We start from the raw sequence: 24,716 nt of genomic DNA, 5'->3' as shown, positions 1-24,716 counted from the left end.
GCGAATACGGTCTGACATTCAACATTGATGGTGACTGATCCAGCGCTTTCGCGAGCAAGCCCGCTCCCACAGGAGGTCTGTGTACGGACAGTCATACCGATACCTCTTCGGCATCGGTCTTGCCAAAGCGCCGACCGAGGCGATCGAAATACAGGTAGATCACCGGCGTGGTGAACAAAGTCAGCACCTGGCTCACCAGCAGACCGCCGACCATCACCAGACCCAGCGGCTGCCGCAGCTCAGCCCCGGAACCGGTGGCGAGCATCAGCGGCACTGCGCCGAACAACGCCGCCAGCGTGGTCATCAGAATCGGCCGGAAACGCAGCAGCGCCGCCTGATAGATCGCCTGCTCCGGCGCCATGCCCTGGGTGCGTTCGGCGTCGAGGGCGAAGTCGATCATCATGATCGCGTTCTTCTTGACGATACCGATCAGCAGGATGATGCCGATGATGGCGATCATCCCCAGGTCGTTGCCGCTGAGCAGCAGCGCGAGCAAGGCACCCACCGCCGCCGACGGCAGGGTCGACAGGATAGTGATCGGGTGGATGTAACTCTCGTAGAGCACGCCGAGCACGATGTACATGGTCACCACCGCCGCCAGAATCAGCAGCAAGGTGCTCGACAGCGACGCCTGAAACGCTTCGGCCGCACCCTGAAACTGGGTCTGCACGCCAATCGGCATGCCGATGTCCTTTTGCACCTGATCGATGATATCCACCGCATGCCCCAGCGCCACGCCGGGCGCGAGGTTGAACGACATCATCACTGCCGGGAACTGGCCGATGTGGGTGATCGCCAATTGCGCCTGACGCTCCTCGACATGCGCCAGACTCGACAGGCGCACCTGCGCGCCATCGGTAGTCTTGACGTGAATCTGGTCCAGCGCCGCCGGCCCGATCTTCTCCCCGGCCTGCGCTTGCAGCACCACGCGGTACTGGCTGGCCTGGGTGTAAATGGTGGAAATCTGCCGCTGACCGAAGGCGTCATACAGCGCATCGGTGATGTTCTGCACCGAAACACCGAGGCGCGACGCCGCATCGCGGTCGATCACCAGATAGACCTGCAAGCCCTTGTCCTGCAAGTCGCTGGCAACGTCGGTCAGTTCCGGGCGCTGGGCCAGCGCCTCGACCAGACGCCCGCTCCACTGGCTGAGCAACTCGGCATCCGGTGAGGACATGCTGAACTGGTACTGGGTACGGCTGACCCGATCCTCGATGGTCAGATCCTGCACCGGCTGCATGAACAGGCGAATACCGACCAGTTTGTCCAGTTGCGGTTGCAGGCGCGCGATCACCTCGGTGGCGCTCAGGTCACGCTGGCCGTGGGGCTTGAGGTTGATCAGCAGGCGACCGCTGTTGAGCGTGGCGTTGTCGCCATCGACACCGATGTAGGACGACAGGCTTTCAACCGCCGGATCCTCGAGAATCACCTTGGCCAGCGCCTGCTGACGCTCGCCCATGGCCGCGAAGGAAATCGACTGCGGCGCCTCGGAAATGCCCTGGATCACCCCGGTGTCCTGCACCGGGAAGAAGCCCTTGGGCACCACCATATAGAGGAACACGGTCAATGCCAGCGTACCGATGGCGACCAACAGGGTCAGCGGCTGATGTTTGAGGACCCACTGCAACTTGCGTCCGTAGGCGGCAATCATCCAGTCGATGAAGGCGCCGCTGGCCCGGTAGAAGCGGCCCTGTTCGTCGGCTTCCGGCTCGCGTTTGAGCAAGCGCGCGCACATCATCGGGGTCAGCGTCAGCGAAACCACCAGCGAAATCAGGATCGCCACCGCCAGGGTGATGGCGAACTCGCGGAACAGCCGCCCGACGACGTCAGCCATGAACAGCAGCGGAATCAGGACCGCGATCAGCGACAGGGTCAGGGAAATCAGGGTGAAGCCGATCTGCTTCGCGCCTTTGAGCGCCGCCTGCATCGGGCTGTCACCCTCCTCGATGAAACGCGCGATGTTCTCCAGCATCACGATCGCATCGTCGACCACGAAACCGGTGGCGATGGTCAGCGCCATCAAAGTCAGGTTGTTGACCGAGAAGCCGGCCAGGTACATCACGCCAAACGTTCCGATCAGCGACAGCGGCACCGCCACCGACGGGATGATCGTCGCGCTGGCACGCCGCAGAAACAGGAACGTCACCATCACCACCAACGCAATGGCGATCAGCAGTTCGTGTTGTACGTCGGTGACCGAGGCGCGGATGGTCTGGGTGCGGTCGGTGAGCACGGTAACGTCGAGGCCGGCCGGCAGGTTGTCGGTGATGCTCGGCAGCAGTGCCTTGATCCGGTCGACTACCTCGATCACGTTGGCACCCGGCTGACGCTGGATATTGAGCAGCACTGCCTGATTCTGGTTGGCCCACGCCGCCAGGCGTTCGTTCTCGGCGCCGTCGACGATTTCCGCGACATCCTTCAGGCGCAGCGGCGCGCCGTTCTTGTAGGCAAGGATCAGGTTGGCGTAGTCCTTGGGCGACGTCAGCTGATCGTTGGCATCGAGCATCGAGACCCGGGTCGGGCCGTCGAAGTTACCTTTCGGCTGGTTGACGTTGGACGCGCCGATCAGGGTGCGCACGTCTTCCAGGTTCAGGCTGTTCGCCGCGAGGGCTTCCGGGTTGACCTTGATCCGCACCGCCTGCCGCTGGCCGCCGGCAATGCTGACCATGCCGACGCCGCTGATCTGCGCGATCTTCTGCGCCATGCGCGTATCGACCAAATCATTGAGTTTGGGCAGGAGCATGGTTTTCGAGGTGATCGCCAGGGTCAGCACCGGGGTGTCCGCCGGGTTGACCTTGTTGTACACCGGCGGCGCCGGCAAGTCGGTCGGCAGCAGATTGGTCGCAGCGTTGATCGCGGCCTGCACCTGCTGTTCGGCGACGTCCATGTTGATGTCGAGGCTGAAGCGCAGGGTCAGCACCGAAGCGCCGCCGGAACTGGTCGAGGCCATTTGCGTCAGGCCCGGCATCTGCCCGAACTGACGTTCGAGCGGTGCGGTGACGGCACTGGTCATCACGTCCGGACTGGCGCCGGGATACAGGGTCATGACGCGAATGGTCGGATAATCGACCTGCGGCAAGGCTGAGACCGGCAGCAGGCGATAGGCAATCAGGCCGGCCAGAACAATGGCCAGCATGCTCAGGGTGGTGGCTACCGGACGGAGAATGAACAGCCGCGAAATGTTCATGCGCCCTTCTTGGCCTTGTCAGCCGCGGCGGCGTCCGGCGCACTGGCGGCGGGTTTGCCCTGCAGGTGGCCGGTCGGGGTGGTCGGCACGTCATTGCTGTCGTTGACCACTTCCACTTCGCTGCCTTCTTTGAGGCGGTCGGTGCCTTCCAGCACCACGCGATCTCCTGCAGCGAGGCCTTCGGTGATCACGGTGTTGGTGCCGTCACTGGCGCCGATCTTCAGTTGGCGGATGGTGACTTTCTTGTCGCCGTCCAATGCATAAACGAAGGTACCGTTGGTGCCGAACTGAATCGCCGCCGACGGTGCCAGCACCACGCCTTTCAGGGTGTCGGCCAGCAGGTGCACATTGACGAACTGATTGGGGAACAGCGACTGGTCGCGGTTTTCGTAACGGGCCTTGAATTTCAGCGTACCGGTGGCGACGTCGATCTGGTTGTCGAGGCTTTGCAGCACGCCGCTGGCCTGGATTTTCGTGTCGCCGCGATCCCACGCTTCGGCCGGCAGTTTCGCGCCACTGTGGTAGCGGGCAAGTACGGTTTCGAGGCTGTTTTCCGGCAGGGTGAAGACCACGCTGATCGGTTGGGTCTGGGTGATTACCGCGAGGAAGGTGGTGTCGTTGGCGGCGACAAGGTTGCCGACGTCGACCTGACGCAGACCGACACGACCGGCAATCGGTGCGCGGATCTTGGTGAATTCGAGATTGAGTTTGGCGTCATTGACCGCCGCCTGATTGGTCTTGACCGTGCCCAGGTACTGGCCCACCAGCGCTTCGGCGGTGTCCAGGGTCTGCTTGGCGATACTGTCTTCCTTGAACAGGCCACGATAACGCTCGACATCGACCTGAGCGTTTTTCAGCTGCGCCTGATTCTGCAGCAAGGTGCCCTCAGCCTGGAGCAAGGCGTTCTGGTACGGGCGCGGATCGATCTCTGCCAGCAGGTCGCCAGCCTTGACCATCTGCCCTTCCTCGAAGTTGATCTTGACCAGCTCGCCGCCGACCCGGCTGCGCACATTGATGGTGTTGAGCGCGGTTACCGTGCCCAGCGCCTTGTAATACAGCGGGAAGTCACCCGTGACCGCCGGCGCCACCCGCACCGGAATCGGCCCGGCCGCGCCACCGAAGCCCGGCCGCATCATCCCCGAACGTCCGGCGTGGCCGTTCGCGGCCTTGTCGGTACCCTCCTTGTGGGCCGAACCGGCAGGCCAGAATTTCCAGCACAGGACGGCGATGACCAACAGGACGAGCAGGCTGATCAGCCAGCGACGGGAGTTGCGAGGGGACGATTGCATGGATTGATTAACCATTGGGCGCGTGGGCTTCTTTTACGGGAGGCTGAACGATAAGCACTGATCGGATTTAAGCAAAGCAGCTTTACCGGCAATTTACCTTCAACTTACGTTTCAAGGTGTGAGGCAAAACACTGATACACAAATGAAAACGGCCTGGACAGGGCCAGGCCGTTAACAATTGTAAAAGCGCTTATTTCAGAACGGCGAGTGCTGCGTCGTAGTTCGGCTCTTCAGCGATTTCCTTGACCAGCTCGCTGTGCAGCACGTTGTCGTTCTCGTCCAGAACTACCACGGCGCGGGCGGTCAGGCCTTTGAGCGGGCCGTCGGCAATGGCTACGCCGTAGTTTTCGATGAACTCGGCGCCACGCAGGGTCGACAGGTTCTGCACGTTTTCCAGACCTTCGGCGCCGCAGAAACGGGCCTGAGCGAATGGCAGGTCAGCCGAGATGCACAGCACCACGGTGTTGTTCAGTTCGTTGGCCTGAGCGTTGAACTTGCGCACCGAGGTGGCGCAGGTCGGGGTGTCGACGCTTGGGAAGATGTTCAGCACTTTGCGCTTGCCGGCAAAGTCTTTCAGCGTGACGTCGGACAGATTGCCGGCAACCAGGGAAAAGGCTGGCGCCTTGGAACCGGCTTGTGGCAACTGGCCGTTGACTTGAACCGGGTTGCCCTTGAGGGTGACTTGAGCCATGACTTTAGTCCTTCTGAACGTGGTTATTGAGCATGCAAGAGGCCGAAGTTAACCACGAAATTGTCTGACGACCTATGCCCTGACTGAAAATTGTCAGGGGCCTGCGCAAAAAATTGTATACAACCCACCTCCCCCGTAGGAGCTGCCGCAGGCTGCGATCTTTTGACTTTGACCTTAAAGAGCAAAATCAAAAGATCGCAGCCTGCGGCAGCTCCTACATTCGCAGTTGCAGTGTGTCGGGTTGCGGTTGTTAAAACGCCGGGATGCATCTTTTATTCAGAGACCTGTCGATTCGTGAGGCGCTCGTTCGACTAAGCAGTGAATCAACCCCATTCCCTGGAGAAACCATCATGCGATTCATGATCCTTGTCAAAGCCAGCGCCGACTCCGAAGCCGGCATCATGCCCAGTGAAGAGCTGATTACCGCCATGGGCAATTTCAACGAAGAACTGGTCAAGGCCGGCATCCTCATCGACGCCGACGGCCTGCACCCCAGCAGCAAAGGCGCCCGCGTGCATTTTTCCGGCGACAAGCGCACGGTCGTCGACGGCCCGTTCATTGAAACGAAAGAGCTGGTGGCCGGTTACTGGATCTGGGAAGTGAAGTCGAAGGAAGAAGCCATCGAGTGGGTCAAGCGCTGCCCGAACCCGATGCCGGGCGACTCCGATATCGAAATCCGGCAGATCTTCTCCGCCGAGGATTTCGGCGCCGAATTCACCCCCGAAGCACGAGCGCAGGAAGAACGGATCCGCGAGCAAGCAAAGAAAAACGGCTAACCCCCGCCCCTGTAGGAGCTGCCGAAGGCTGCGATCTTTTGACTTTGGTTTTTAAAAGCCAGATCAAAAGATCGCAGCCTTCGGCAGCTCCTACGGGGGCGAAGGTTTTGCGCTCAATGTGATTCTGTACACAAAACCAAAGAATTAATCCATTCGACTGGCTAACTCCCGATTAGCTGCTAGCGTCAATCAGACGTGTCCTACAGGCTTGATAAGAAAGGAATTACGGCCAACGGCCGAGAAGTGCCGGGTCGTCCATGCAGTAGCCACCAGGGAAACGGGGACCATGTCAAAGAAATCGGGGATTCGCGCCTTGCTGCTGGCGAGTTCGCTGGCGCCTGTGTTTTGTGCTCTGGCGAATAACGCCGAAGAGGCCAACAAAAGTAACAACCCGCTGAACCTGGCGCCCGGCGCCAATCTGCAGGATTACTACACGCCCAAGCTGTTCGACAGCAACCTGCACACCAACGATGCCTTGCTGCGCGGCACCTTGCCGATTGCGCCCAATGACCTCATCGGCGTGCCGCAGTTGCTGCGCGCAACCATGCCGATCAGCACTCGCCCTGATCCGCACGGCGGCTACAGCACCGGCATCGGCGATCTCAATCTGTTCGACATCTTCCTGCTCAAGACTGAAGGCGTGCAGTTGGGTATCGGCCCGCAGATCACCGCGCCGACGGCTGCCGAGGACGAACTGGGCACCGGCAAATGGCAGGCCGGTCTGGCTGCCGTGGCGATTGATTCGTCACCGCGCGGCCTGCTCGGGGCGCTGGTGCAGTACCAGAGTTCGTTCGCCGGCGACCACGACCGCGCGCACGTCGAAACCGCAACCATGCAGCCCTTCATCATCCATAACCTGGAAAAAGGCTGGTATCTGCGCTCCACCGGCACCTGGACCTTCGACTTGAAGAACAACACCCATTACATCCCGATCGGCCTGGGTGCGGGCAAGGTCTGGAAGTCTGGCAGCAACATTCTCAACGCCTTCCTCGAACCGCAGTGGACGGTCGAACGCAAAGGCGACGGCGTGCCGCAATTCACCCTGTTCGCCGGGATCAACGTGACGTTCGGAAAATAAGGAAATACCCATGCACATTGCTTTGCGCGCGGCCGGTTTCAGCCTGATGACCCTGTTCGCCAGCTGCGGCGTCGGCGCTCAGGGTTTCAGCGCCAGCCCCGAAGAAGCCCGGGGCATTGCCAAGGACGCCTACCTCTATGGCTTCCCGATAGTGGAAATGTACAAGACCCTGTACACCCAGGCCGTGGACAGCAAGAGCCCGAACTTCAAGGCATCGTTCAACCAGATCGGCAACACCGCAAAGGCCTTCACCGCCAAGGACACCGCTTTCGTCACGCCGAACGCCGACACGCCCTACTCGTTCGTCTGGATGGACCTGCGCAGCGAGCCGCTGATCCTCACCTTGCCACCGATCGAAGAGCACCGTTACTACTCGGTGCAACTGATCGACGCCTACACGCAGAACTTCGCCTACCTGGGCACCCGCAGCACCGGCAACAACGGCGGCCACTTCATGATCGCCGGGCCTGACTGGCAGGGGCAGCAACCGGTCAATATCGACCGCCTGCTGCGCAGCGAAAGCAACATCGCCTACGCGCTGTACCGCACGCAGCTGTTCGACGAGAAGGATCTGGGCAAGGTCAGGCAGATCCAGAAAGGCTACAAGGTCGAGCCGTTGAGCCATTACCTCAAACAGAAAGCCCCGGCGCCGGCACCGAAAGTCAGCTGGCCGAAACCCACGCCGACCATGAGCGAAACCCCGGACCTGTTCCGCTATTTGAATTTCATGCTGGCCTTCACCCCGCCGCAGGACGTTGAAAAAGACCTGCTGGCGCGCTTTGCCAAAATCGGCATCGGTGGCGGCCAGCCGTTCGACCTGAGCAAGCTCAGTGCCGAGCAGCGCAAGGCCCTGGAAGACGGCATCAGTGACGCGAAGGCGGAATTCGCCGCGTTCAAGAAAGACAAGGTCGACACCCACGAAATCAGCAGCGGTGATCTGTTCGGCACCCGCGACCACCTCAAGGGCAATTACCTGTATCGCTACGCCGGCGCCAACATGGGCATCTTCGGCAACTCCGCCGAAGAGGCGAACTACTTCGGCTACTTCGTCGACAAGGACGGTCAACCGGCCGACGCGGCGAAACATGACTACACCCTGCATTTCGACAAGGGCGCCCTGCCCCCGGCCGACGCCTTCTGGTCGCTGACCATGTACGACGGCAAGAGCAAATTGCTGGTGGCCAACCCGCTCGATCGCTACCTGATCAATTCGCGGATGCTGCCGGACTTGAAGCTCGATGCCGATGGCGGTCTGACCCTCTACGTGCAGCACGACAACCCCGGCAAGGACAAGCAGGCCAACTGGCTGCCGGCACCGAACGGGCCGTTCTACGGCGTATTGCGTCTGTACCTGCCGAAACCGGAAGTGGCCAGCGGCGAATGGAAAATGCCGCCACTCACCCCGGTCAACTCAAAACAATAAACGGAGCCAGTGATGGTCAAGCCTTACGTTGTGCGTCCACTGCTGGCGCTGTGCATGATCGGCAGTGCTCAACTCCATGCAGCCGAAGGCGGGGTCGGCCGGCCGATTACCGGGCAACAGGTGTATTCCAACGCCGGGATCATCCCGCCGGAACCGGGCTGGGTAGTCTCGGTCACCAGCATCTGGTACGACGGATCGCTCAAGGGCAGTCGCGGCGCGCCGATTTCCGGCGAGGTCAGCGCCGGGATCGACATGAAAGTCTCCTACACCATGACCAACCTGACGCACATCTGGGACACCGGTAAAGGCCCGTGGAATTTCGCCTCGGCGATCGGCATTCCGTTGCAGTACACCGACATCGATGCCGCCATCACCGGCCCACGCGGACGCACCCTTGGCACCAGCGACTCCGGCACGCAGTTTGCCGACGCACTGGTCACGCCGATTGCCGCCGGTTATCACTTCGATGAACTCAACCACATCGCGTTTTCCCTGCCGATCTACGTTCCCACCGGCGCCTACAACGACAATCGCCTGGCCAATCCGGGCCAGAACAATTACACGTTCATGCCCACCGTGGCCTTCACCCATCTGGACGGCAAGGGTGGCGAATTCACCCTGTCCAGTGGCCTGGAGTTCTACACCGAAAACACCACCACCGATTATCGCAACGGCAATATCTTCACCCTCGACGCGTTGTGGACCCACGGGTTCGGCAGTGGCTGGAGCGCCGGTCTGGCGGCCGGTTATATCCAGCAGGTCACCGATGACAAGGGCCAGACCGCCGATACGCTGAATGGCTTCCGTGGCCGTTCGGTCGGCGCCGGCCCCGTGGTCGGCTGGGCCGGCAAGTTCGCTGATGCCCAGGCCAACATCAGCGCGCGCTGGGTGCCGGAGTTCGACACCAAGAACCGACCTGAAGGCAACGGCTTCGGCGTCAACATGACCCTGGCATTTTTCTAGAAGGAGCCAGGGATGGCTGATTTACAGGTTGGGAACCGAGGTGTGGCCTTCGCGAGCAGGCTCGCTCCCACATGGAGTTCGTGTGCAGCGAAAATCCCCTGTGGGAGCGGGCTTGCCCGCGAAGAGGCCCGCCCAGCCACCACAACCCTGAACACACCCCCTGTAGGAGCGAGCCTGCTCGCGATGGCGTCGTATCAGTCGCCTGTTTCCTTGATCAACAGCAGCCTCGCTTGCGGTCTGCTTTTCAGCAGCCTGGCCTGTGCAGCGCAAGACCTGCCGACCCTTGGCAAAACACCGCCAGCAACCGTCCAGAAGGGCGATCCCGAAACCTGCCAGCGCCTGCAACAGGACTTCGACATCGACCTGAAAAAAGTCGTCGCCGCCGGCTGCGATCCCTCCACCGAACAGATCGCCAAACTGATGGACAACCCGGTGGGCAATCTGGTGCTGCTGTTCAACCAGTACGATTACACCGCGCTCAAAGGCCCGCACAGCAACGGCACGCGGATGCTCGGCAAGTACAGCTTCATGCCGACCTTCCCGATTTCCATTGGCGAAGACTGGAACCTGATCAACCGTTTGCCGGTGAGTTACGTCAGCGCGCCGGTCAACCGCAAGGCCGGCAACCTGATCGGCATGGGGCCGAATGAACTGCTGCACGATCGCGGCGATTTCGCCTCGGTGATTCAGGATCCGTTCGACCGCACCAGCGGTTTCGGCGATCTGGCCTACGTCGGCGTGTTCTCGCCCAAGGAGCCGATCCGTTTCGAGGGCGGCGGCAAAATGGTCTGGGGCTTCGGCCCGACCGCGATGTTCCCCACCGCCGAACACGACGTACTCGGCACCGGCAAATATTCCCTCGGCCCGGCGTTCGTCGCCGCCTACCTTGGCCCCGACTGGACCCTGGGCGTATTTCCGCAGCACTGGTGGTCGGTGGCCGGCGACAGCCAGCGCAAGGACGTCAGCCTGACCAACGTGCAGTACTTCATCCAGCGGGCGATTCCCGGGCCGGAGCAATGGCGGATCGGCATGACCCCCAACGTCACCGTCAACTGGAAGGCCGAGGGCGGCAACAAGGTCACCTTCCCCATCGGCCTCGGCGCCGGGCGGATTTTCAATGTCGGCAAATTGCCGGTGCGTATCTCCGGCGAGCTCCAGTACTCGGCAATTCACCCTGACGACCTGATCAGTAGCCGCTGGAATTTCCGGCTGTCGTTCATCCCGGTCATTCCGACGTTCATGTTCTGAGAAAGGAAGCACACGCCATGACAGCTCTCACCGACCTTAACGCCCTGCAAGCGAGCATCGCCGAGTCGGTGCTCGGCCAGGATCAGGTGATCCGCCAGATCCTCGTCGGGCTGCTGGCCAACGGGCACCTGCTGCTGGAGAGCCTGCCGGGGCTGGCCAAGACGCGCACGGTCAAGGCACTGGCCACGCATCTGGAAGCAAAGATGAGCCGCATCCAGTTCACCCCGGACCTGCTGCCCTCGGACATCACCGGCGCCGAGGTCCTGCATCAGGTGGCCGGGCAGAACGAAATCCGTTTCCAGCAAGGGCCGCTGTTCGGCAACCTGATCCTCGCCGACGAAATCAACCGCGCCCCGGCCAAGGTTCAGGCCGCGTTGCTGGAAGCCATGGAAGAACGGCAGATCACTGTGGCCGGCACCAGCCATGCATTACCGGAACTGTTCATCGTGGTCGCCACGCAAAACCCGATCGAGCAGGAAGGCACTTATCCGTTGCCGGAAGCGCAAATGGACCGGTTCCTGATGAAGGTGCTGCTCGATTACCCCAGCGCCGACAACGAAAGCCAGGTGCTACGCCTGTTGCGCGCCGAAGAGTTCGCCCAGGGTGCGAACACCGCGCCGGGCAAGGGTTTCAGTCTTTCCCAGGACGTGATCTTCGCCGCGCGCAAGGAAGTCAGTGCGGTGCATGTGTCTCCCGCCATCGACCGTTACCTGATCGACCTGATCAACGCCACCCGCCACCCGGCCGACTACGACGAAGACCTCGGACGCTGGATCAGCCTCGGCGCCAGCCCTCGGGGCGGCATCGGTCTGGATCGTTGCGCCCGCGCGGATGCGTGGTTGCAGGGTCAGGATTTCGTCTCGCCGGACAACGTGCGCGCGGTGGTGCACCCGGTGCTGCGCCATCGCCTGCAACTGAGCTACGACGCCGTTGCCGATGGAGTGACGGCTGATCAGGTGCTGGACCGCTTGCTGGACAAAGTGGCGATTCCGGCATGAACACTGACGGGCTGGTCTATGTGTCTCTGGCGCAATTGATGGCGCTGGAGTTCAAGGCCCGTGACCTGAGCTTTCTCGCGCGCCAGCCCCAGGGCAGCATCCTCGCCGGCAACCATGCCTCGCGCCTGCGGGGCCGTGGCTTGAACTTCGATGAGTTGCGCCGCTATCAGCCCGGTGACGATTTGCGGCATCTGGACTGGCGTGCTTCGCTGCGCACCGGCAAACCGGTGGTACGCACCTTCACCGAAGAGCGCGATCGCCCGGCGCTGATCGTGGTCGATCAGCGCATGTCGATGTTCTTCGGCTCGCAGCGCAGCTTCAAATCCGCCCTCGCCGCCGAACTCGCTGCACTGGCGGCGTGGATGGTGTTCAACGCCGGCGACCGGGTCGGCGGGCTGGTGTTCAACGATCAACGCATCGACTGCATTGCGCCGTTGCGCAGCCGCAAACGGGTCGAAGCCCTGCTCAACCGCGTGGTGCAGCAGAATCAGGCGCTGAACGCGGGCAACCCCGACGCTGAAGACGAGGATCAACTGGATAAAGCCTTGCAGCGCTGCCTGGCACTGGCCGGGCACGACCATTTGATCTGCATCATCAGTGATTTCGCAGGCGCCGGCGAACGCACTTTGCAACTGATGCGCCAACTGCGCGCTCACAACGATGTGATCGCCCTGCAGATCTACGACCCGTTGGCCATGAAACTGCCGAGCAACGGGCGACTGCTGATCACCCAGGGCCAGTTGCAGGTGGAGCTGGCGGTCGAAAAACGCAGCGTGCATCAGCCATTGGGCGATTACCTCGGCGGCCGGCTCAAGGACGTCGCCACCCTGCTGCGTCGCAGTCAGGTGCCGCTGATGATGTTCAGCACCGCCGAAGAAGCCCACGCGCAATTGCGCGCCGAGCTTGGCAAGTCTGCCGGCCCGCGACGATGAACCCGACGATTCCCGACATCAGCCAGCTCAAGGAGCTGAGCCTGCCCGCGCCGGTCAGTTATACGCCGCAGACCTGGGGTTGGTGGCTGTTGCTCGCGCTGCTGGTTGCGGTGGCATTGCTGGTGGGTGTACGGAGTTATGTGCAATGGCGACGGGATCAGTACCGGCGCGAAGCATTGGTGCGATTGGCGCAGTTGCGCGGACGCAGCGATGACCTCAATGCCCTGCGCGAACTGCCCGAACTGCTCAAGCGTGTGGCCCTGTCGATGCCCCTGAAACACCGCCCTGTAGGAGCTGCCGAAGGCTGCGATCTTTTGATCTTGTTGTTTAAAGGCAAAATCAAAAGATCGCAGCCTTCGGCAGCTCCTACAGGGGTGGCGGCGATGGGGAGATCGGAGTGGCAGGCCTTTTTGCAGCAGCACAGTAAAACCAGGCTGCCCGACGACTTCAGCGCACAACTCGCCCAACTCGCCTACGCCCCCGACGCCACCCTGCGCGCCCTCCCCGCCGAGCAGCGCCAGGCGCTGTTCGACACCTGCCAACACTGGGTGGAGCATCATCATGTGGCAGCTTGATTACCCGTGGCTGTTGCTTCTGCTGCCGCTGCCGTGGCTGGCCTACCGTTACCTGCCTGCATATCTGGAAGCGCGCAGCGCCGTGCGCGTGCCGTTTTTCGCCGCCATGAGTCGTGCGGTCGGGGAAGCGCCGAGCCGGGTCGGCAATCGCCACAACCACTGGCAATTGCTGCTGAACCTGCTGGTCTGGACGCTGGTGCTGCTTGCCGCCGCACGCCCGGTGTTCGTCGAAAAACCCATCGAACGCCAGCAACCGGTGCGCGACCTGATGCTCGCCATCGACATCTCGCAATCGATGGAAACCGAAGATTTCACCAACGCCAGCGGCCAGAAAATCAATCGCCTCGCCGCCGTCAAAGAGGTGGTGCAAAACTTCATCGACAAGCGCAAGGACGACCGCATCGGCCTGATCGTGTTCGGCAGCGGCGCTTACCCGCAGGCGCCGCTGACCCTGGATCACGCCAGCCTGTCGCTGTTGCTGGCCGACACCGGCATCGGCATGGCCGGGCCGAACACCGCCATCGGTGATGCCATCGGTTTGAGTCTGAAGCTGCTGGACCAGGCCCACGAACAGCAGAAAGTGCTGATCCTGCTCACCGACGGCAACGACACCAGCAGCGCGATCACCCCCGATCACGCCGCAGAAATGGCCGCCAACAAAGGTGTGGTGATTCACACCATCGGCATCGGCGACCCGACGGCCTCCGGCGAGGCGCAGGTCAATCTGCATGGGCTGCAACAAATCGCCGAAACCACCGGCGGCCAGTTCTTCCGCGCCGAAGACCGCACGGCGCTGGATCAGGTCTACAGCACCCTCGACCGTCTTACGCCACATCAAGTGAAAAGCCTCAGCCATCAGCCACAGCGCGAGTTGTTCTACTGGCCGCTGGGCGCCGCCCTGATTCTGCTGACCCTTTATCACCTCGGCGCGCTGCTGCGCCCGCGACTGGCAATAACCCGCCAGCGGCAGGAGGCCTGAGATGGAGATCAACCTCAGCGACTTCCACTTTTTGCGTCCGCTGTGGCTGCTGCTAACGCTGTTTGCGGCGCTGTTGCCGCTGATCTGGAGTCGCAGCCGCGACTTGCAACGGCGGCTGCGCGGCAACATCGCCGCACACTTGCTGCCGCATCTGCTGGTCAACCCGCAGGATCACCAGCGCCTGCGCCCGGTGCATTGGCTATGCGCGCTGCTGATACTCGGCGCCCTCGCCGCCGCCGGGCCGACCTGGGAGCAGGATCGCCCGGACTTTCTGGACAATCGCGCACCGCTGATCGTCGCCGTGGACCTGTCGCCGTCGATGGATGCCAACGACGTACCACCGACGCGCCTGCAAGCGGTCAAACACAAACTCCATGACCTGATCCAGCGTCGCGCCGGCGCGCGCACGGCGCTGATCGCCTATGCCGGCAGCGCGCACCTGGTGTTGCCGCCAACCGACGATCCGGCGCTGCTCGACACGTTCATTCAGGCGCTGGGCACCGGGCTGATCGACAAACCGGGCAAGGACGTTGGCGCCGTCATCGAGCAGGCCAAACGCCTGCTCAGTGCCGAGAAAACCCCGGGCAGCCTGTTGCTGATCACCGACGGTGCCGACACCAAGCAGCTCGATGACCTCGGCAAACAACTCGACGGCAGCCAATTGCAGGTGCTGGTGCTCGCGGTCGGCAACGAGGACGGCGGCGTGATTCAGGGTGCTGGCGGGCAGCCGACAGTCGACAGCAACGGGCGCCCGGTACTCGGCAGTTTCGATGCGGCAGCGCTCAAACAACTGGCCTCTGCCGTCGACGCGCCGCTGGGAAGCCTGACGCTGGGCGACGATGATCTGGACTGGATCGAACTGCACGCCCAACTACACTTCGAAAATGCCAGCGCCGAACAGCAGGAACTGCACTGGAAAGACGCCGGTTACTGGCTGTGCTGGCCGCTGCTGGTTCTGGCGCTGGTCGGTGTGCGCAAGGGCTGGAGCGTCAACTGGGCGCCGGTGTTGTTCCTCGCCGTGGGCCTGGGCTGGCCCGCCGCACCCGCGCAGGCCAACGCGCTGACCGATGCCTTCTTCACCCGCGATCAGCAAGGGCGCTGGGCCGTCGAGCATGAACACTGGCCCCAAGCGGCGGCGTTGTTTGTCGATCCGTACTGGAAAGGCGTGGCGGCCTATCACGCGGCGGACTACGACCTCGCCCTGGCGACGTTCGCCCGGCTGGACACCGCGCAAGCCTGGTTTTATCTGGGCAACATTTACGTGCGGCGCTTCAAGTTCGATCAGGCGATTGCCGCTTACACCCAGGCCTTGCAGCGGCAACCGCAGTTCCCCGAAGCCACGGCCAACCTGGCGCTGGCGCAAGCCTTGCTCAAGGACACCGACAGCGCCGCGAAAAATGCTCCTGAGACCAAACCCGATGAAGTGAAGCTCGACAAGGCGCCGGGCAAGGGCCAGAGCAAAAAGGTCGAAACCGAACAGGCGGCGTCCGATGCGCTGTGGCTGCAGAACCTGACGACTTCGCCGGCGAAGTTTCTCAAGCAGAAATTCAGTTTGCAGGATCAAGCGGGGGCCAGGCCATGAACCGGGTTGGCTTCATCGCTGGCAAGCCAGCTCCCACAAGGTTTTGCGCTGTTAACTCGATTGGCGAAAACACAGACAGTCCCTGTGGGAGCTGGCTTGCCAGCGATGGGGCCAGATCTGCCAGCAAAAAAATCTGCACCTTGCTCATGACCAGCTTGCTCAGCCTGAATGCCTCTGCCGCCGAACCCCAACTGAAAATCCAGGCCCATCTGCAACCCGCCGAAGGCGCCATGGTCGGCGGTCTGGTGGAGCTGCAAGTCGATGTGCTCACCGACACCTGGTTCACCAGCGCCGCCACCCTGCCCGCGCTGAAACTCGACGGCGCTCTGGTGACGCCGCCCGATGGTCAGGCGCAACACCTGAATCAAACCATCGACGGACAATCGTTCAGCGGTTTGCGCTACAGCTACCTGATCACCCCCAATGTCGCCAAGGGTTTCGAGATCCCGGCGCTGACCGTCAGTGCGACACCGGGTCAGGCCACCACAACACTCAGCGCGCAAAGCCAACCGCTGCACTTCAACGCCGCTCAGCCGCCGGGTTTCAACCCCGGGGAAACACCACTGGTAGCCAGCGGTCTGCGCTTGAGCCAAAGCGTCATCAACACCACTACGCCGTTGAAAGTCGGCGACAGCATCACTCGTCAATTGACCCTGCAAGCCGATGGCGCGCTGGCGATGATCCTGCCCGCTCCGTCAATGGCTGACATCGCCGGGCTGAGTCGCTATCCGCAGACGCCACAGATCACCGCGCTGGATGACGGGCGCGGCAGCGTGCTCGGCGGTCAGCGCATCGACGTGGTGACCTACCGCATCGACAAGGCTGGCGCGTATACCCTGCCGGCGATTGCCGTGAAGTGGTGGGATTTGAAAAGCCGACAGACCCGCTCCGCGCAAGTGCCCGCCGTGACGTTCGAAGCCGTGGCCGACACGCGCTACAAACCGGTGTTCGCGATCAGCGATGACCTCAGACAACTCGGGCGCAACACGCTGCACGTCTCGACGCATTGGCTGCTGTGGCTGACGCTGCTCGCGGTGTGCATCGGCGCCGGTTTTTGGCTGCGCCCGCACCTGTTGCGTGCTCATCGGCAATGGCAGGCCCGCAGACACGCGCGACAACTGGCCTGGGAACGGTCGCCGGACTTCGCTTGGCAACAAATCGGCCCGCAACTGCAAGCCCGACCGGCTCAATTGAGTGCGCTGTACCTGTGGCTGCGTCGCAGTCGCCTGGGGCTGCAACTGGTGAATGCCGGCCCGCGTCTGCAAGGGCTGTTGCGCGGCCTTTACGGGCGTGATCCGCACCCTGAACAAACACTCGTTCAACTGCGCCAATCGTTGACTACGCTTCACAGTCAGGCCGCACAACAGCAGCACAAACCGGCTCCGGCCCTGCGCCCGCTCAACCCCGTTCAGGAAAGGGAATTCCCATGACCAATCCGCCGCCGCACCGTCAACGTTTCAGCCTTGCACTGTGGTTGGCGCTGGCCGTACCCCTGCTGGCCCAGGCCACGGAACCCCTGCCGTCATGGAACGACGGCCCGGCCAAAAAACACATCATCGAGTTTGTGCAAGCCGTCACCGACCAGTCTGGCAAAGATTTCGTCAAACCCGCCGAGCGCATTGCCGTGTTCGACAACGACGGCACCCTCTGGAGCGAGCAGCCGATGTATTTCGAGTTGCTGTTCGCCCTCGACGAGGTCAAGCGCAATGCGCCGCAGCACCCGGAATGGCAAACCACCCAGCCGTTCAAAGCGGTGCTGGAAAACGACCACAAGGCCCTGGCCGCCGCTGGCATGGACGGCATTCTGAAAATCTTCGGCGCCACCCACACCGGCATGACCACCGAGGCCTTCGACGACTACGCCAAGACCTGGCTGAGTCAGGCCCGGCACCCGAAAACCGGCAAGCCCTACACCGAAATGATCTTCCAGCCGATGCTGGAAATGCTCGACTACCTGCGCAGCCAGGATTTCAAGACCTACATCGTCTCCGGTGGTGACACCGCGTTCATGCGTGCCTTCGCCGAGAAGGTCTACGGCATCCCGCCGGAACAGGTGATCGGCACCACATTCGTCACCGCGTTCCAGTTCAAGGACGGCAAGGCCTCGATCCTGCGCACGCAGAAACTGGCGCACAACGATGACGGCCCGGGCAAACCGGAAAGTATCGACGCCGTCATTGGCAAACGACCGATTCTCGCGTTCGGCAACTCCGACGGCGACCTGCAAATGCTGCAGTGGACCGCCGCCGGCCCCGGCAAACGTTTCATGGGGCTGGTGCACCACACCGATGCGAAGCGCGAGTGGGCCTATGACCGAAAATCCGATATCGGGCGACTCGACAAAGCCCTCGACGAAGCGAATTCCCGTGGCTGGACCGTGGTGGACATGGCGACCGAGTGGCGCCGGATCTACCCGTTCGATCCACCGGCAACCGGGCAGGTGCAATAAGAAAAAGCGTGATGCAGGACTGCAAGAAACGTAAGTCGCAACAACGACCCCCGCGATAAGGAGCAAGTCAGATGACTCGCATACGCAAGTGGCTACCGAAACTCGCCCTGGTGGCAACCTCGGTGATGGCGCTGTCGGCAACCGCCACAGCGGCTGAGAAACCCAACATTCTCGTCATCTTTGGTGATGACATCGGCCAGACCAATATCAGCGCCTATTCCATGGGCGTGGTCGGCTACAAGACCCCGAACATCGACCGGATTGCCAAAGAAGGCATGATGTTCACCGACTACTACGCGGAGAACAGCTGCACCGCCGGTCGATCCTCGTTCATCACCGGCCAGACGCCATTGCGTACGGGCCTGTCGAAAGTCGGCATTCCGGGCGCACCGGTCGGCCTGCAGAAACGCGACATCACCATCGCCCAGGCGCTCAAGGGCCTGGGTTATGCCACCGGGCAATTCGGCAAGAACCACCTCGGTGACCGCGACGAATACCTGCCGACCAATCACGGTTTCGACGAGTTCTTCGGCAACCTCTACCACCTCAACGCCGAGGAAGAGCCGGAACGTCCGTACTGGCCGAAAGACGACGCCGCCTTCGTCAAGGCCAACTCGCCACGCGGGGTGATCCACAGCTTCGCCGACGGCAAGATCGAAGACACTGGTGCGCTGACCACCAAGCGCATGGAAACCATCGACGACGAAACCACCGCCGCCGCACAGGCGTTCATCGAGAAGCAGGCCAAGGCCGACAAGCCGTTCTTCGTCTGGATGAACACCACGCGCATGCACGTGTTCACCCACGTACGTGATTCGATGAAGGGCCAGAGCGGCATGCCCGGCAACGAATACGCCGACGGCATGCTCGAGCACGACGCCGACGTCGGCAAACTGCTGAAAACCATCGACGACCTGAAAATCGCCGACAACACGATCATCGTCTACACCACCGACAACGGCCCGAACCAGTTCTCCTGGCCGGACGCGGCGACCACGCCGTTCCGCAACGAGAAGAACTCCAACTGGGAAGGTGCGTATCGCGTACCGGCGATGATTCGCTGGCCGGGCAAGATCAAGCCGGGTGAGGTCTCCAACGAGCTGTTCTCGGGCATGGACTGGTTCCCGACCCTGCTCGCGGCGGCTGGCGAAACCGACGTGAAAGACAAACTGCTCAAGGGCTGGGCGCCGACGTCCGGCGGCACCAGCTTCAAGGTGCATCTGGACGGCTACAACCAGTTGCCCTACCTGACCGGCCAGCAGCCCAAGGGCGAGCGCAAGGAGTTCTACTACTTCAATGACGACGGCGTGCTGGTCTCGATGCGCTTCGACAACTGGAAAGTGGTGTTCTGCGAACAGCGTCAGCCGGGTGGTTTCCGGGTCTGGAGCGAACCGTTCGTGTGCCTGCGCGTACCGAAAATCCTCAACCTGCGCATGGACCCGTATGAGCGGGCGGACGTGGTGTCTGACCAGTTCTATGACTGGAACACCAAAAACGTTTATCTGGCCGGCGTCGCGGTGACCAAGTCGGCAGAGTTCCTGCAGACCTTCATCGAATACCCGCCAAGCCAAAAACCGGCGAGCTTCAGCATCGACCAGATTCGTGCGGCGGTTGACGCCAAGATCGCGGAAAAAATGAAAGCGGCTCCGGCTGCTCAATAACACCGTTGAACCGTCGCCCGCCCTCAGGGGCGGGCGGCCTGTTTTCACCTGAGACCGCGCCGGCCCCAATCGCTGGCAAGCCAGCTCCCACAGGTATTTCTGTCGACCACAACATGAGTGTTCACTGAAAATCCTTGTGGGAGCTGGCTTGCCAGCGATGAGGCCCGCACCGTCACGATTATTGTGTGATTTGAACAAGGTCCCCCGCATGCCCTCACGTATCGCCAGCAAGCCGTCGGCCATACCCACCACGCACGCCGCCACCCCGGCGCTGCTGATCCCCGCCCTGCTGCTGTGCATCTCCGGCGCCGCTGCGCTGGTGTATCAGGTGCTGTGGATCAAGCAGCTGTCGCTGGTGGTCGGTGTCGAGGTTTACGCCATCACCACCGGCATCAGCGCGTTTTTTGCCGGGCTGGCGATCGGTGGCTGGTTGTTCGGACGCTGGGCCGATCGCTTGCAGCAACCGGTGCTGCTCTACGCCGGGCTGGAAGTGCTGGTGGCGGTACTCGGTGTTGGCGCGACGGTTGCGATGAGCCTGGCGGCCAGCCCGTTCGCCTGGTTGCAAAGCCATGTCGGCCTGTTGGCCTGGCTGTTGCCCTTCGCGTTGGTGGGCATTCCGGCGGTGTTGATGGGCGGCACGCTGCCGGTGTTGGTGCGCTCGCTGGCGGCTGACCCGGGCAAGGCCGGCGGTCAGCTGTATGCGGCCAACACCCTCGGCGCAATCGTCGGCACCCTGCTCGCCGCGTTTGTGCTGATCGCCACCCTCGGTGTGCGTGGCAGCGCGCTGTTTGCCGCGATGCTCAACCTGCTGGCCGCCGCCGGCGCGCTGTGGCTGCAGCGTCAGCATCCGATGCCGATTGCGGCCCCGGTCAAACATCACACCGGGAAAGCCGCGGACCGCACGGCGCTGTGGCTGTACTCCATCGCCGGCGGCGTGGCGCTGGGGTATGAAGTCGTCTGGTCGCAATCGATCGTGCAGTTCATGAGCACCCGCACCTACGCATTTGCCGTGGTGCTTGCGACGTACCTGACCGGCCTGTTCATCGGCAGCGCCCTGCTCGCCCGTCGCGTTGAGCGCATTCGCGATCCGTGGGGCGTGTTCGGCCTGTTGATCGCAGGTGCCGGGCTGATCGCGCTGCTGGAAATCACCCTGCTCGGGCGCTGGCTGGTGGTGGCGCAAAGTCAGGCCGAGAGCTGGCTGCTGGCGATGGGCGCCAGCGAGCTGGCTGGCATGAGCGCACGGTTTGCGGTGGCGGCGCTAAGCATCGTGTTCGTGCCGACTTTGCTGCTCGGCGCGGCGTTTCCGCTGGCCCTGCGCTTGAGTGTCGGACGTGAGCAGGTCGGTCGCGATGTCGGTGCGGTGGTCGCGTTCAACACGCTGGGCGGGATTGTCGGGGTGATGCTCTGTGGTTTTCTGCTGATTCCATTGCTGGGGCTGGTGCGCACGCTGGGCTTGCTGGCGCTCATTGCCGCCGGCATCGGTTACGTGGCTGTGCGCAAGGGCCACCACGTCAAAAAAGGCCGGCGTCAGGCCGTGGTCGCGTTGGGGCTGCTATCGGTGGCGCTTGCGCTACTGACCCCGATGGACAAATTCGCCAGCCTGCTGCCGGGTGCGCGTAACGGCACGCTGACGTTCTATGAAGAAGGCCGTGGCGGCACCGTGGCGGTGGTCGCTCAGGGTCGAGGAGAAAACACTTTTCACCGCTTGTACATTCAGGGCGTGTCCAACACCGGCGACGCCATGCCATCGCTGCGCTACATGCGCATTCAGGCGCTGCTGCCGCTGCTGATCCACAACGGCGAACCACGTTCGACGCTGGTGATCGGCTTCGGCACCGGCATCACCGCCGGTGCGATGTTGCGCTATCCGGGGCTCGAACATCGGGTGGTGGCCGAGTTGCTGCCGTCGGTGGTCAAGGCTGCGCCGCTGTTCAAGGGCAACTTCAACGCCGCCAGCGATCCCGGCATTGACGTGCGCTTGCGCGATGGTCGCCAGGAACTGCTGCGCAGCCCGCAGACCTACGACCTGATCACCCTTGAGCCGCCACCGCCGTCGGCGGCCGGCGTGGTCAATCTGTACTCCCGCGACTTCTATCAACTGGCGGCCAATCGTCTTGAACAACAAGGCATCGTCGCGCAGTGGTTGCCGCTGCCGACCCAGAACATCGACGACTCGCGCTCACTGGTGCGCAGCTTTCTCGACGTGTTCCCGTACGCCTCGCTGTGGACCAGTGAGTTTCACGAAATGCTGCTGGTGGGCTCGCTGCAGCCGATGGAACTGGATGCGGCGAAAATCACTCAGCGCTTCCAGCAGGCCAGTGTGCGCAGCACTTTGCAGGATGTCGGGATCGGCTCGGCGGCGGCGCTGCTCGCCACCTGGGTCACCGACCGCGCAGGCCTTGAGCGCTTCGCGGCAAATGCCCCGGCGGTGACGGACGATCAGCCCCGCATCGAATACGCGCCGTGGGTGCGCAGCAAGGAAATTACCCGGGTGTTGCCGGCGTTGCTGGATCTGTATGTGCCGTCGCCGCTGGTCAATGCCGATGCCGGTTTTACCGAGCGGATGGACACCCACCGCCAGCGCCTGATGCAGTTCTACCGCGCCAGCCTGCATGCGTATGACGGTGATCGGGAAGCATGGGGGCGGGATATGCGTGAAGTGATGCGTTGGGAAGGCGGGAATCCGTACTTCCGCTGGTTTACCGGACAGTAACGCCGCCCTGTGTAGGAGCTGCCGCAGGCTGCGATCTTTTGATCTTGTTTTTAAAAAATCAAAGTCAAAAGATCGCAGCCTGCGGCAGCTCTTACAGAGGCCCCGGGTTATTTGCCGGCCTTGAGCTTCACATACATCTGATGCATGTCATTGGCCCAACCATCGATCACCGGTTTGACGTCGTTGGCGGTCATCGCCTGGGTGTCGTTTTCCAGCGGTTTGCCGGTGCCTTTGCGCACCACTTGTGCCACGACCTGGTTGGTCGCGCCATCGAGGAACACCGCTTCGGTGGCCAGGGTGGTTTCCTGATCGCGAATGCCGCTGGCAGTGCTGACGGCTGCCGCCACCAGAGCCACCGGGATCACTTCATACGCGTGGAGGCCTTCGGTCTTGCTGCTGACGGCGGTGATCGCCGCCCGCACCACGATCACGCCCGGGCCTGGCCCGGCGGCCAGCGGCATGTCTTTGCTGATTTCACGCTTGAGCGCCTGATCGTAGTAGGAGGTGATGCCGTTGAGGGTCTGTTGGGAAATCTTTGCGGTCGGTTGCGGCTTGGGATAGAGCTGGGTTGGTTCGATGTAGGCGCTGGTGAATTTGCGCACATCCACCTTCGGATCGATCCAGCGCATCACCTCGGCACCCGAGGGCGATTTGGCCTCCTTGAGCTGGCTGTAGTCCTTGAGAAAGCCGGAATACTCATCGGGAGCGACGGTTTTGCTGGAGCAGCCCACCACGCCGAGCGTGGCAATGCAGAGGGTGCCCATCATTACTGCTAGCTTCATGCTGTAACTCCTGTCAGAAGGCCTGAATGTATTGCTTGGGGGGAGTTACAGGTATAGCTAAAACCTCGGCGATTGCGCTGCAAAAGCGCAAAATTCACACAAGACCGGGAGCTGCTTCACACCCGTCATTTGACAGATGACGGGCATCCGGCAAAGCTGCACCGAGCTTGAACGCACGCCAGCAGGCCAATGCACCTGGACCACGGAAGTCGTAATGCCCAAGCATAAAAACAAAGTCGCACAGCCTGATCCTGATTCGTCCCGACCGTCCCTTTCACGTTATCTGTTTCCCGTCACCATCGGCGTATTGCTGGCCGCTGTGGCCGGTATCGGCTGGTTTCTGTTCAGCCCTGCGCCAGCACCGTCCAAGGCCCCGCCGATCAGTGCGGCCGCACCCGTGGTCGCCAAACCACAACCGGTGGCACAGAAGCCCGCCAGCATGGTCGACGAGCAACAATGCCAGGGCTGCCACACCGAACAGGTCAAGGACTGGCAAGGCTCGCACCACCAATTGGCGATGCAGGCAGCGAACGGCGAAACCATGCTCGGCGACTTCAACAACGTCACCTTCAAGGCCGAAAACGAGACCACTCGGTTTTCGCGCAAGGGCGACGAGTTCTGGGTCAACACCCCAGGCATCGACGGCAAGAACGCCGACTTCAAAGTCGCCTACACCTTCGGCATCGCGCCCCTGCAGCAATACCTGATCGACGTCGGCGAAGGCCGTTTGCAGGCGCTCGGTGTGGCCTGGGATACCGAGAAAAACCGCTGGTTTCACCTCTACCCCGGCCAGGGCGTGAACTTCAAGAATCCGCTGCACTGGAGCAAGCCGAGCCAGAACGCCAACTTCATGTGCGTCGAGTGCCACACCACCGGGTACAAGCGCAATTTCGACGCGGCCAGCAACACCTTCAACAGTCAGTGGAACAGCCTCGGCGTCGGCTGTCAGGCCTGCCACGGTCCGGCCTCGAATCACCTGGAGTGGGCACAGAAAAAAGACGACCTGATCCACAAGGGTTTTGCCGTCGACCTCAAGGACAAGAACGCCAGCGTCGAGATCGAAACCTGTGCCCGCTGCCACGCGCGCCGGGCCCCGTTGGGTGATGGCTACACCGTCGGCAAGCGCTTGATGGACGACTACCTGCCAAGCACTCTCACCCGCGAACTGTATGCGCTGGACGGCAAGATCAAGGACGAAGTGTTCGAACACGGCTCGTTCCTGCAGAGCAAGATGTTCGACAAGGGTGTGCGCTGCAGCAACTGCCACAATCCGCACAGCACCGAACTCAAGGCGCCGGGCAACGCGGTGTGCCTGCAATGCCACAACACGGCGGGCAAGACTTCGGTCGAAGGCGTCGATGGCAAAGGCCTGCAGGCGAAGAACTACGAC

The 24,716-nt window shown here is 62.1% G+C and carries 19 protein-coding genes; 15 read left to right on the top strand and 4 right to left on the bottom strand.

Annotation, left to right across the window (positions count from 1 at the left end; all coding sequences use genetic code 11):
* Positions 1–91 precede the first annotated feature (91 nt).
* From DBR18_RS24770 to tpx, 3 genes are all read right to left on the bottom strand, one after another.
* Positions 92–3,187 (bottom strand): MdtB/MuxB family multidrug efflux RND transporter permease subunit, encoded by a 3,096-nt coding sequence (locus tag DBR18_RS24770; RefSeq protein WP_108592288.1) that lies wholly within the window; start codon positions 3,185–3,187, stop codon positions 92–94.
* Positions 3,184–4,491, bottom strand: coding sequence for an MdtA/MuxA family multidrug efflux RND transporter periplasmic adaptor subunit (locus tag DBR18_RS24765; RefSeq protein ID WP_108592287.1), 1,308 nt, complete (start codon positions 4,489–4,491; stop codon positions 3,184–3,186). Before DBR18_RS24765 ends, DBR18_RS24770 begins: the two co-directional genes overlap by 4 nt.
* 175 nt (positions 4,492–4,666) lie before the next feature.
* A complete protein-coding gene (tpx, locus tag DBR18_RS24760; RefSeq protein WP_041066982.1) occupies positions 4,667–5,167 on the bottom strand; it encodes a thiol peroxidase in 501 nt (166 codons plus the stop codon).
* Positions 5,168–5,517: 350 nt separating this feature from the next.
* Here tpx and DBR18_RS24755 point away from each other — a divergent pair, with 350 nt between their 5' ends.
* The 14 genes from DBR18_RS24755 to DBR18_RS24690 all read left to right on the top strand — a co-directional run bounded on the left by DBR18_RS24755 (position 5,518) and on the right by DBR18_RS24690 (position 22,544).
* Positions 5,518–5,943 (top strand): YciI family protein, encoded by a 426-nt coding sequence (locus DBR18_RS24755; protein WP_108592286.1) that lies wholly within the window; start codon positions 5,518–5,520, stop codon positions 5,941–5,943.
* Between the two features lie 286 nt (positions 5,944–6,229).
* Positions 6,230–7,021, top strand: coding sequence for a hypothetical protein (locus DBR18_RS24750; RefSeq protein WP_108592285.1), 792 nt, complete (start codon positions 6,230–6,232; stop codon positions 7,019–7,021).
* A 10-nt stretch (positions 7,022–7,031) separates the two neighbouring features.
* Complete coding sequence (locus DBR18_RS24745) at positions 7,032–8,444, top strand: DUF1254 domain-containing protein (protein WP_108592284.1); 1,413 nt, start codon at positions 7,032–7,034, stop codon at positions 8,442–8,444.
* Positions 8,445–8,456: 12 nt separating this feature from the next.
* A complete protein-coding gene (locus DBR18_RS24740; RefSeq protein WP_108592283.1) occupies positions 8,457–9,407 on the top strand; it encodes a transporter in 951 nt (316 codons plus the stop codon).
* Positions 9,408–9,590: 183 nt separating this feature from the next.
* On the top strand, positions 9,591–10,655 hold the full coding sequence (locus DBR18_RS24735; protein WP_177482434.1) for a hypothetical protein: 1,065 nt from the start codon (positions 9,591–9,593) through the stop codon (positions 10,653–10,655).
* Positions 10,656–10,672: 17 nt separating this feature from the next.
* Positions 10,673–11,653, top strand: a complete 981-nt coding sequence (locus DBR18_RS24730) for a MoxR family ATPase (protein ID WP_108592282.1) — start codon at positions 10,673–10,675, stop codon at positions 11,651–11,653.
* Complete coding sequence (locus DBR18_RS24725) at positions 11,650–12,585, top strand: DUF58 domain-containing protein (RefSeq protein ID WP_108592281.1); 936 nt, start codon at positions 11,650–11,652, stop codon at positions 12,583–12,585. The genes DBR18_RS24730 and DBR18_RS24725 overlap by 4 nt, the downstream gene beginning before the upstream one ends.
* Positions 12,582–13,160, top strand: a complete 579-nt coding sequence (locus DBR18_RS24720; protein WP_108592280.1) for a DUF4381 domain-containing protein — start codon at positions 12,582–12,584, stop codon at positions 13,158–13,160. The genes DBR18_RS24725 and DBR18_RS24720 overlap by 4 nt, the downstream gene beginning before the upstream one ends.
* On the top strand, positions 13,147–14,139 hold the full coding sequence (locus tag DBR18_RS24715; RefSeq protein WP_108592279.1) for a VWA domain-containing protein: 993 nt from the start codon (positions 13,147–13,149) through the stop codon (positions 14,137–14,139). The genes DBR18_RS24720 and DBR18_RS24715 overlap by 14 nt, the downstream gene beginning before the upstream one ends.
* A gap of 1 nt (position 14,140) precedes the next feature.
* Positions 14,141–15,721, top strand: a complete 1,581-nt coding sequence (locus DBR18_RS24710) for a VWA domain-containing protein (RefSeq protein ID WP_108592278.1) — start codon at positions 14,141–14,143, stop codon at positions 15,719–15,721.
* A complete protein-coding gene (locus tag DBR18_RS24705) occupies positions 15,718–17,151 on the top strand; it encodes a BatD family protein (RefSeq protein ID WP_108592277.1) in 1,434 nt (477 codons plus the stop codon). Before DBR18_RS24710 ends, DBR18_RS24705 begins: the two co-directional genes overlap by 4 nt.
* Positions 17,148–18,170 (top strand): HAD family phosphatase, encoded by a 1,023-nt coding sequence (locus DBR18_RS24700; protein WP_108592276.1) that lies wholly within the window; start codon positions 17,148–17,150, stop codon positions 18,168–18,170. Before DBR18_RS24705 ends, DBR18_RS24700 begins: the two co-directional genes overlap by 4 nt.
* Before the next feature lie 71 nt (positions 18,171–18,241).
* Positions 18,242–19,831 (top strand): arylsulfatase, encoded by a 1,590-nt coding sequence (locus DBR18_RS24695; protein WP_007969166.1) that lies wholly within the window; start codon positions 18,242–18,244, stop codon positions 19,829–19,831.
* Between the two features lie 208 nt (positions 19,832–20,039).
* Positions 20,040–22,544: a fused MFS/spermidine synthase gene (locus DBR18_RS24690; RefSeq protein WP_108592275.1), complete on the top strand. Its 2,505-nt coding sequence runs from the start codon at positions 20,040–20,042 to the stop codon at positions 22,542–22,544.
* Between the two features lie 107 nt (positions 22,545–22,651).
* Here the strand turns inward: DBR18_RS24690 and DBR18_RS24685 are convergent, their stop codons facing one another.
* A complete protein-coding gene (locus tag DBR18_RS24685; protein WP_108592274.1) occupies positions 22,652–23,326 on the bottom strand; it encodes a DUF3313 domain-containing protein in 675 nt (224 codons plus the stop codon).
* A gap of 214 nt (positions 23,327–23,540) precedes the next feature.
* Here DBR18_RS24685 and DBR18_RS24680 point away from each other — a divergent pair.
* A partial coding sequence (locus DBR18_RS24680; protein WP_305891546.1) for a cytochrome c3 family protein occupies positions 23,541–24,716 on the top strand: 1,176 nt, incomplete at its 3' end.

It is taken from the genome of Pseudomonas sp. HMWF021 (assembly GCF_003061005.1).
Classification (GTDB): domain Bacteria; phylum Pseudomonadota; class Gammaproteobacteria; order Pseudomonadales; family Pseudomonadaceae; genus Aquipseudomonas.
The sequence above is the reverse complement of the archived record's forward strand: the minus strand, read 5'-3'. Positions and strand labels throughout refer to the sequence as shown.